Here is a 7,848-nt window from a genome sequence, read left to right as displayed (position 1 = left end):
GGCGTCCTGGACATCGAGGCGAGTGAAAAGGCCGCGCGCTTCGTGCAGATGTGCGACGCCTTCAACATCCCCATCCTCACCCTTCTGGACGTACCCGGCTTCCTGCCGGGCGTCGACCAGGAGCACGGCGGCATCATCCGCCACGGCGCGAAATTGCTGTACGCCTACTGCAACGCCACCGTGCCCCGCATCTCGCTCATCCTGCGCAAGGCGTACGGAGGTGCTTACATCGTCATGGACAGCCAGTCCATCGGCGCCGATCTCACCTACGCCTGGCCGACCAACGAGATCGCCGTGATGGGCGCCGAGGGCGCGGCCAACGTCATCTTCCGCCGTCAGATCGCCGAGGCCGAGGACCCCGAGGCCATGCGGCAGAAGATGGTCAAGGAATACAAGGCCGAGCTGATGCACCCCTACTACGCGGCCGAGCGCGGCCTGGTCGACGACGTCATCGACCCCGCCGAGACCCGTGAGGTGCTCATCCAGTCCCTGGCGATGCTCCAGACCAAGCACGCCGACCTGCCCTCCCGCAAGCACGGCAACCCGCCGCAGTGACCCGAGGAGCCACGATCATGTCCCCTGCCGACATCCGCGTCGAGAAGGGCCACGCCGAGCCCGAGGAGGTCGCCGCGATCACGGCCCTCCTCCTGGCCCGCGCCGCGGCCCGCCCCGCCGAGATCGCCCCGGCCCACGGCGGCGGCCGCGTCCGCGCGCGCTGGCGCCGCCTGGAGCGCGAGCCGGGTTTCCGCGCCCCGCACAGCTGGCGCTGACCTGAGCACACGTAGAGGCCCCTCCGCTCTGGAGGGGCCTCTACGTATATGGGACTTCTGCTCGACGCCGGGCTGGGCAACCCACCCAGGGGCGCGGGGAACTGCGCGACCAGCCACCGACAACCCGCACCCGGCAACGAAACAGCCCCCCGCAGCCCAGTGGCCGCAGGGGGCGTCGCGCTGCCCGGCGCTGACGGGGTGCCGCCTGCGCCCACCCGGCCGCCCCAGGCGGCACGGGTACCCGCAGGCTGCGCGGCTAGCGCAACCGCGCCATCAGCGCGTGCTCCACGAGAGTGATGAGCGTCGACTTCGCATCGGCCCGATGCCGCGCGTCGGTCGTGATGATCGGCGTGTCCGGGCCGATCTGCAGCGCCTCCCGGACCTCGTCCGGGTTGTACGGCTGGTTGCCGTCGAAGCCGTTCAGCGCGATGACGAACGGCAGGCCGGAGTTCTCGAAGTAGTCGACGGCGGGGAAGCAGTCGGCGAGCCTCCTCGTGTCGACCAGGACGACCGCGCCGATGGCGCCGCGCACCAGGTCGTCCCACATGAACCAGAAACGGTCCTGGCCGGGCGTACCGAAGAGGTACAGGATCAGGTCCTGGTCGAGGGTGATACGGCCGAAGTCCATGGCGACCGTGGTGGTCGTCTTGTCCCCCGTGTGGGTGAGGTCGTCGATGCCCGCGGACGCGGATGTCATCACGGCCTCGGTGCGCAGCGGGTTGATCTCCGAGACGGCGCCGACGAACGTGGTCTTGCCCACGCCGAAACCGCCCGCCACCACGATCTTCGCGGACGTGGTGGAGCGGGAAGGCCCTCCGCTAGAGCTTGCGAAGTCCACTGAGCACCCTTTCGAGCAGTGTCACGTCTGGCTGGCCGCCGGCGTTCTCGTCGCCGCCGGGCTGATGGATGGCGACCAGGCCCGCCTCCGCCAAGTCGGCGACGAGGATCCTGGCCACGCCGAGAGGGATCGTCAGGAGGGCCGACACCTCGGCCACCGACTTGATCTCCCGGCAGAGGTTGCAGATCCGCTGATGCTCGGGCAGCTGGCCCTGCATCTGGTGCGGCTGCGCGGTGGTGTGCACCAGTGCCTCGATGGCGAGCTGGTACCGCGGCCTGGTGCGGCCGCCCGTCATGGCGTACGGACGCACCAGGGGGTTGTTCGACGCCCCGGCGGGCGCCGGCTCAGGGGTGCGGCGCTGCGGCTGCACGGGCTGGATGCGCGGAGCCTGCGGCGCGTACGGCGCAGGGCCGGGGCCCTGCGGTGCGTACGGCTGCCGGTGGCTCGGTGCGGAGGGGTAGCCGTATCCGTTTGCCGAGCTGTCGTTCTGGCCCTGGCCAGGGCCGTACGACCAGTTGCCCGATGACGGACCGCCTGGGGGTGTTGCCACTTTTTCCTCCTCCGACTGTGCCTGGCATCCATCCTGTGGAGCCGCGTCCCGAAACTTTACGGCCACAGGACGCCAAAACGCACCGTCTGTCCTTTAGTTGAGAAGGCTCCCTTGGAGCTCGGCACGCAGATCGGGTGTCAGGACCGTGCCCGCACGGTCCACCAGAAGGGCCATCTCGTACCCAATGAGACCGATGTCCGCCTCCGGGTGTGCGAGAACCGCGAGGGAGGAACCGTCGGAGATGGACATGATGAAGAGGAATCCCCGCTCCATCTCCACAACTGTCTGGTTCACGCTGCCGCCCTCGAAGATGCGCGAGGCACCGGCGGTCAGCGAGGTCAGACCGGAGGCGACGGCCGCGAGCTGGTCGGCGCGGTCGCGCGGAAACCCTTCGGACATCGCCAGAAGGAGTCCGTCGGCGGAGACCACCACCGTGTGGGACACCCCCGGGGTGTTGTCCACGAAGTTGGTGATCAACCAGTTCAGGTTCTGTGCCGCCTGGCTCATCGGGCTCACACTAACGCTCCTGGTTGTAGGTGCTGTCAGGACCACGGTGTTCATTCCCTGCGTCCTGGCCGTTCGATTCACTGCCTGCGCTGCGGCCTCGTTCGACGCCGCGCCGCAGGTTGCTCAGCCTGCCCCGGACGTCCTCCGGGGCGCGGGAGACCTGCGGGCCTCCCTGGGGAGTGGTTTCGGCGGCGCCCTCGACCAGGTTGGCCTTGGGGACCCGCCGCGGCAGGCCCGAGGAGGTGACCCCGCCCGCCTTGGGCCGGCGCAGCTGTGAGGCCTGCTGCCAGCGGTCGTCGTTGGCCGACCGCCAGTCGCCGTCGCCGCCCGCCGTCGGTGCGGCAGCCGGCTTCTCCTGCTCCACGCGCCGCGCGTCGCCCGCGCCGCTCTCGGTGGAGCCGCGGCGCGGAAGGCCGGCGTCGGTCAGCGCGTGGCCGGCGGAGGGGGCCGGACCCGGACGGTCGAAGCCTACGCGGTCCGCCTCGTTCACGTCAGCGGCCTGCGCGGCTTCCGCCTCCGGGGCACCCGCGGGGTACTGGTCCGGATAACCGTTCTGGTAGCCGTCCTGCTGGGGCCAGTCGTCCTGGAAGCGCCGCTGCTCGAACGCCGAGTAGGCCTCCTGGCGGCCGGCACCCGCCGGTTCGTGCCCGTTCTGGCCCGGGCCCGCGTAGGAGGCGTCCGGGAAACCGCCGTTGGACGCGTAGCCGTCGCCCTGCGGGTGGTTGCCGTTCGGTGCGTAGTACTGCTCGTCGTAGGACGGCTGCTGCGGCTCCTGGTACCCGGGCTGCTGCTGACCGGCGTACGCAGACGGCTGGTCGTAGGCGCCGGTCTGCTGCTCCTGGTAGCCGCCCTGGCCCTGGTCGTAGACCGGCTGCTGCCCGGTGAACTGGTCCTGGTACCCGGGCGCCTCGGCGTTCTGGGCGCCGCCGTCGTCCGCCGGACCGGACAGCTCGGGCTGTGCCTGGGCCTCGAGGGCCGCGCGGCGCTCCTCACGCATCAGCGAGCGGCCGACCGGGTCGAGCTCGCGGATGTCGTCGGGGACCTCGGTGTACTGGCTGTCGTCGAAGCCCAGTTCGGCGGCGGTGCGCATCGGCTGGCCGACCTGGCCGAAGTTCTCGCCCCGGAAGTTCTGCTCCGGGATGATCTGCGAGACGGTGAACTCGTCGCGCTGCTGCTGCTCGCCGCCGCCACCGTGGGTGATGGCGTCCGGGAGCATGACCAGCGAGGTGGTGCCCGCCTGCTCGCCGGAGGGGCGCAGCTGGACGCGGATGCCGTGCCGGTCGGACAGCCGGCCGACCACGAACAGGCCCATGCGCTGCGAGATCGCGGCGTCCACGGTCGGCGGGTTGGCCAGCTTGTGGTTGATGTCCGCGAAGTCCTCGGCGGTCAGGCCGATGCCCTTGTCGTGGATCTCGACCATCACGCGGCCGTCGGGCAGCCGGGTCGCGGTGACGCGGACCTTGGTCTGCGGTGAGGAGAACGTGGTGGCGTTCTCCAGGAGCTCGGCGAGCAGGTGCACGAGGTCGGTCACGGCGCGGCCGTGGATCTCGGCCTCCGGCACGCCGGACAGCTCGATGCGCTCGTACTGCTCCACCTCGGAGGAGGCGGCGCGCAGCACGTCGACCAGCGGGACCGGCTGGTCCCAGCGGCGGCCGGGCTCCTCGCCGGCGAGGACCAGGAGGTTCTCGCCGTTGCGGCGCATACGGGTGGCGAGGTGGTCGAGCCGGAAGAGGTTCTCCAGCTGGTCCGGGTCGGCCTCGTTGTTCTCCAGGTCGGTGATCAGGGTCAGCTGGCCCTCGATCAGCGACTGGTTGCGGCGCGACAGGTTGGTGAAGATCGCGTTGATGTTGCCCCGCAGCAGGGCCTGCTCGGAGGCGAGCCGGACCGCCTCGCGGTGGACCTGGTCGAAGGCGCGGGCGACTTCGCCGATCTCGTCGGTCGAGGTGATCGGGATCGGCGCGACCCGGGTGTCGACCCGGCCGGGGTCGGTGCGGGAGAGCTGGTCGACCAGCATCGGCAGACGCTGCTCGGCGATGCCGAAGGCGGCGGTGCGCAGCTGGCGCATGGAGCGGCTCATCTGGCGGGCCACCATGCCGGCCAGGATGAACGCGGCGAGCAGTGCGATGACGACCGCGGCGCCCGTGATGTAGGCGTCCCGCTCGGCGTCGTCCGCGATCGTCGACGCCTCGGTCACCGCCTTGTCGGCCAGGTCCGACTCGATCTTCTGGTACGCGTCGAACTTGAGGGTGTTGACCGCCCACCAGTTCTCCGGCGTGATGCCCTGCTCGGCGAGCTCGGCCCGGGCGCTGGTGTCCGTGGAGTCCAGCTGCGCCAGCTCCGAGATCATCGTGGTCGGGTTGGCCGGCGGCGGCACGTAGTCCGGGTCCGTGGCCTTGGCCTCCTTGGCCATGGCCGCCCCGTCCTCCTTCACCTGCTTCTCGGCGTCCTCGAGCTTCTGCGCGTCCGCCTCGGTGCCGCCGCCGATGTACTCCTCGATGGCGATGCGCTCGAGGTAGGCGTACGACGAGAGCGCGACGCGCTGGCTGGCGAGGTGGCTCGGCTCCGGACCCGGCTTGACCAGCATGTGCATGCCGATGGAGCGCTCCAGGGAGAGCGCCGCCTTGGTCAGGGAGATCGCGTAGACGGTACGGCCGTAGGAGGTGATGTTGCCGGTGCCCAGACCGAGCTCGTTGGCGAACTCCATCAGGGGGTGGGCGACGCCGGTGTAGCCCTCCTCGGTCTCCACGCCCTTGAGCTTGGAGGTGTAGGCGGCGACGCGCAGCGTCTGAAGCTTGGGCTCCTGCTCGCGGAACACCTTCAGCCGGCGCTCCAGGCCCGCCTTGTCCGGCATGTTCTGCGCGGCCGCGTCGAAGGTGTCGGCCGCGTCGTCGGTGGCCTGGCGGGCCTTGACGACGGCGGAGTCCTTCTCGCCCTTGCCCTGGAGCAGCGGGGCGGCGGTGACGTCGCGCTCGTTGTAGAGGGCGTTGGCGTAGCTGAGGGAGGCCTGCACCAGGCGCGCGGTGTTCTCGGCGTCCTCGGCGTCCGACCAGGTGTCGATGGAACCCTTCACCTGGAAGCCGCCCATGACGAGGCCGACCAGCACGGGTATGAGCAGGATCGCGTTCAGTCGCGTGGTCACCCGCCAGTTGCGCGGGGAGAAACGGCCACCGCTCGGGGCGGGCGCGGCCGGGGGTTCCACATCGGGCACGGGGGCGGGCGCCGCTGTGCGCTGCGGCGGGGTGAAGTTGCCCCGGGCCGATGGCTCGGGACTGTTCTTGCTTCGCCTCACTCGACCAACAACCTCTCGGCGGTCGGCACCTACGTCGTGCCGCTGTGTCTCAGAGCCCAGTCCGTCCGTCAACGAGTACGTACTACTGCTGAGTACGTCTTTGACCGTTGGGCAGTTCCGGCATTCCAGCACGGCGACCTGCGCTCTTCCAAACAGTGGAACGCGAGGGTTACGCGTGATGTAGGCCCCAGATAAAACGGTCATAAAGAGCGAGGGACGTCAAAATGCGGGTCGTTCGTGAGCACAGCGAGACCGTATGTGCGCGACGCGTGGCGGTACCACCCGATTCCTCTGCCGAAACGTTATGAACAGCGGAGCCGACCGTGTCAAAGGACACAGCCGACTCCGCTCCGTCTACGACAACTGCCGTACGGCCCCTGCCGACTGGGATGTGACCGATATGGGTGTTACCTCAGCCGTGCCATCAGCGCGTGCTCGACCAGCGTGATCAGCGCACTCTTGGCGTCGGCGCGGTGCCGGGCGTCGGTCGTGATGATCGGGGTGTCGGGCCCGATCTGCAGGGCCTCCCGCACCTCGTCGGGCGAGTAGGGCTGCTGACCGTCGAAGCCGTTGAGTGCCACGACGAACGGCAGACCGCTGTTCTCGAAGTAGTCCACCGCCGGGAAGCAGTCGGCCAGCCGGCGGGTGTCGCACAGCACGACCGCGCCGATGGCGCCGCGCACCAGGTCGTCCCACATGAACCAGAAACGGTCCTGGCCGGGCGTACCGAACAGGTACAGGATCAGGTCCTGGTCGAGCGTGATACGTCCGAAGTCCATGGCGACCGTGGTGGTCGTCTTGTCCCCGGCGTGTGTGAGGTCGTCGATCCCGGCGCTGGCGGAGGTCATCACGGCCTCCGTGCGCAGGGGGTTGATCTCGGAGACGGCGCCCACGAACGTGGTCTTGCCGACGCCGAAGCCACCGGCCACCACGATCTTCGCGGAGGTGGTCGCCCGACCCCCGTCAGAGCTTGCGAAGTCCACTGAGCACCCTTTCGAGCAGTGTCACGTCCGGTGCACCGCCGTTGTTCTCGTCGCCGCCCGGCTGGTGAATGGCGACGAGCCCTGCCTCCGCGAGGTCCGCGACCAGGATCCGGGCCACACCGAGCGGCATCGCCAGCAGGGCCGACACCTCGGCCACCGACTTCACCTCGCGGCACAGATGGCAGATGCGCTGGTGCTCCGGGAGCAGCCCCATGAGCGCTGCCGGGTCGGCCGTCGTACTGATCAGCGCCTCGATGGCGAGCTGATAGCGCGGCCGCGTCCGGCCGCCGGTCATCGCGTACGGACGTACCAGCGGCTGGTCGCCCTCGTCCTCGTACGGCTCCGCGTACGGATCATGAGAGGCGGTGGGCGGGGTCATGAATCCTCCGGGCGGGACAGCAGGTTGGTCAGTCGTGCCGTCTGACGAGGCCGGTGGGGGGATTGTGGCGGCCGGACGGTGATTTGGTAACACGGGTGGTGCCGGGGCCGTTCAGTGGAGCAGACTTCCCTGTAGTTCGGCGCGCAGATCGGGCGTGAGCACCGCGCCCGCGCGGTCGACCAGGAGCGCCATCTCGTAGCCGACGAGGCCGATGTCGCACTCCGGGTGGGCGAGGACGGCCAGGGACGAGCCGTCCGAGACGGACATGAGGAAGAGGAACCCGCGTTCCATCTCCACGACCGTCTGGGCCACGTTGCCACCCTCGAAGATCCGGGATGCCCCGGCGGTCAGCGAGGTGAGCCCCGAGGCGACGGCGGCGAGCTGGTCCGCGCGGTCGCGCGGGAAGCCCTCCGACATCGCCAGGAGGAGTCCGTCGGCGGACACGACGACGGTGTGGGACACCCCCGGGGTGTTGTCCACGAAATTCGTGATCAACCAGTTGAGGTTCTGTGCCGCCTGGCTCATCGGGCTC

General features: G+C 69.7%; 9 protein-coding genes. 2 read left to right on the top strand and 7 right to left on the bottom strand.

The features are described 5' to 3' along the window. Both ACIGO6_RS31160 and ACIGO6_RS31155 read left to right on the top strand, forming a co-directional pair. Nucleotides 1-555 (top strand): carboxyl transferase domain-containing protein (locus ACIGO6_RS31160; protein ID WP_399882197.1); only part of this gene is annotated, 555 nt, incomplete at its 5' end. A gap of 17 nt (nt 556-572) precedes the next feature. Further along, nucleotides 573-770, top strand: a complete 198-nt coding sequence (locus ACIGO6_RS31155) for an acyl-CoA carboxylase epsilon subunit (protein ID WP_399882195.1) — start codon at nt 573-575, stop codon at nt 768-770. A 256-nt stretch (nt 771-1,026) separates the two neighbouring features. On the opposite strand, the gene ACIGO6_RS31150 is transcribed toward ACIGO6_RS31155, so the two are convergent. From ACIGO6_RS31150 to ACIGO6_RS31120, 7 genes are all read right to left on the bottom strand, one after another. Then, entirely contained in the window at nt 1,027-1,608 is a 582-nt protein-coding gene (locus ACIGO6_RS31150) for an ATP/GTP-binding protein (protein WP_031224757.1), read from the bottom strand. After that, the gene (locus ACIGO6_RS31145; protein ID WP_399882193.1) at nt 1,589-2,158 is read right to left on the bottom strand and encodes a DUF742 domain-containing protein; all 570 of its coding nucleotides are present in this window, start codon (nt 2,156-2,158) and stop codon (nt 1,589-1,591) included. Before ACIGO6_RS31145 ends, ACIGO6_RS31150 begins: the two co-directional genes overlap by 20 nt. Before the next feature lie 93 nt (nt 2,159-2,251). Continuing rightward, nucleotides 2,252-2,665, bottom strand: coding sequence for a roadblock/LC7 domain-containing protein (locus ACIGO6_RS31140; RefSeq protein WP_004983065.1), 414 nt, complete (start codon nt 2,663-2,665; stop codon nt 2,252-2,254). Between the two features lie 10 nt (nt 2,666-2,675). Next, nucleotides 2,676-5,954, bottom strand: coding sequence for a nitrate- and nitrite sensing domain-containing protein (locus tag ACIGO6_RS31135; RefSeq protein WP_399882191.1), 3,279 nt, complete (start codon nt 5,952-5,954; stop codon nt 2,676-2,678). Between the two features lie 407 nt (nt 5,955-6,361). Beyond that, complete coding sequence (locus ACIGO6_RS31130) at nt 6,362-6,937, bottom strand: ATP/GTP-binding protein (protein ID WP_217141783.1); 576 nt, start codon at nt 6,935-6,937, stop codon at nt 6,362-6,364. Beyond that, complete coding sequence (locus ACIGO6_RS31125) at nt 6,918-7,316, bottom strand: DUF742 domain-containing protein (protein WP_003973454.1); 399 nt, start codon at nt 7,314-7,316, stop codon at nt 6,918-6,920. Before ACIGO6_RS31125 ends, ACIGO6_RS31130 begins: the two co-directional genes overlap by 20 nt. A 111-nt stretch (nt 7,317-7,427) precedes the next feature. After that, a complete protein-coding gene (locus ACIGO6_RS31120) occupies nt 7,428-7,841 on the bottom strand; it encodes a roadblock/LC7 domain-containing protein (RefSeq protein WP_003973453.1) in 414 nt (137 codons plus the stop codon). Nucleotides 7,842-7,848: the final 7 nt, after the last annotated feature.

The organism is Streptomyces sp. NPDC053750 (assembly GCF_044544295.1).
Lineage (GTDB): Bacteria > Actinomycetota > Actinomycetes > Streptomycetales > Streptomycetaceae > Streptomyces.
Note: the sequence above shows the minus strand (reverse complement) of the source record. Positions and strands in the feature narration are given on the sequence as shown.

Coding starts and splice junctions, on each gene's coding strand:
- ACIGO6_RS31125 (WP_003973454.1), bottom strand. CDS start 7,316: ATGACCCCGCCCACCGCCTCTCATGATCCGTACGCGGAGCCGTACGAG.
- ACIGO6_RS31155 (WP_399882195.1), top strand. CDS start 573: ATGTCCCCTGCCGACATCCGCGTCGAGAAGGGCCACGCCGAGCCCGAG.
- ACIGO6_RS31120 (WP_003973453.1), bottom strand. CDS start 7,841: ATGAGCCAGGCGGCACAGAACCTCAACTGGTTGATCACGAATTTCGTG.
- ACIGO6_RS31140 (WP_004983065.1), bottom strand. CDS start 2,665: ATGAGCCAGGCGGCACAGAACCTGAACTGGTTGATCACCAACTTCGTG.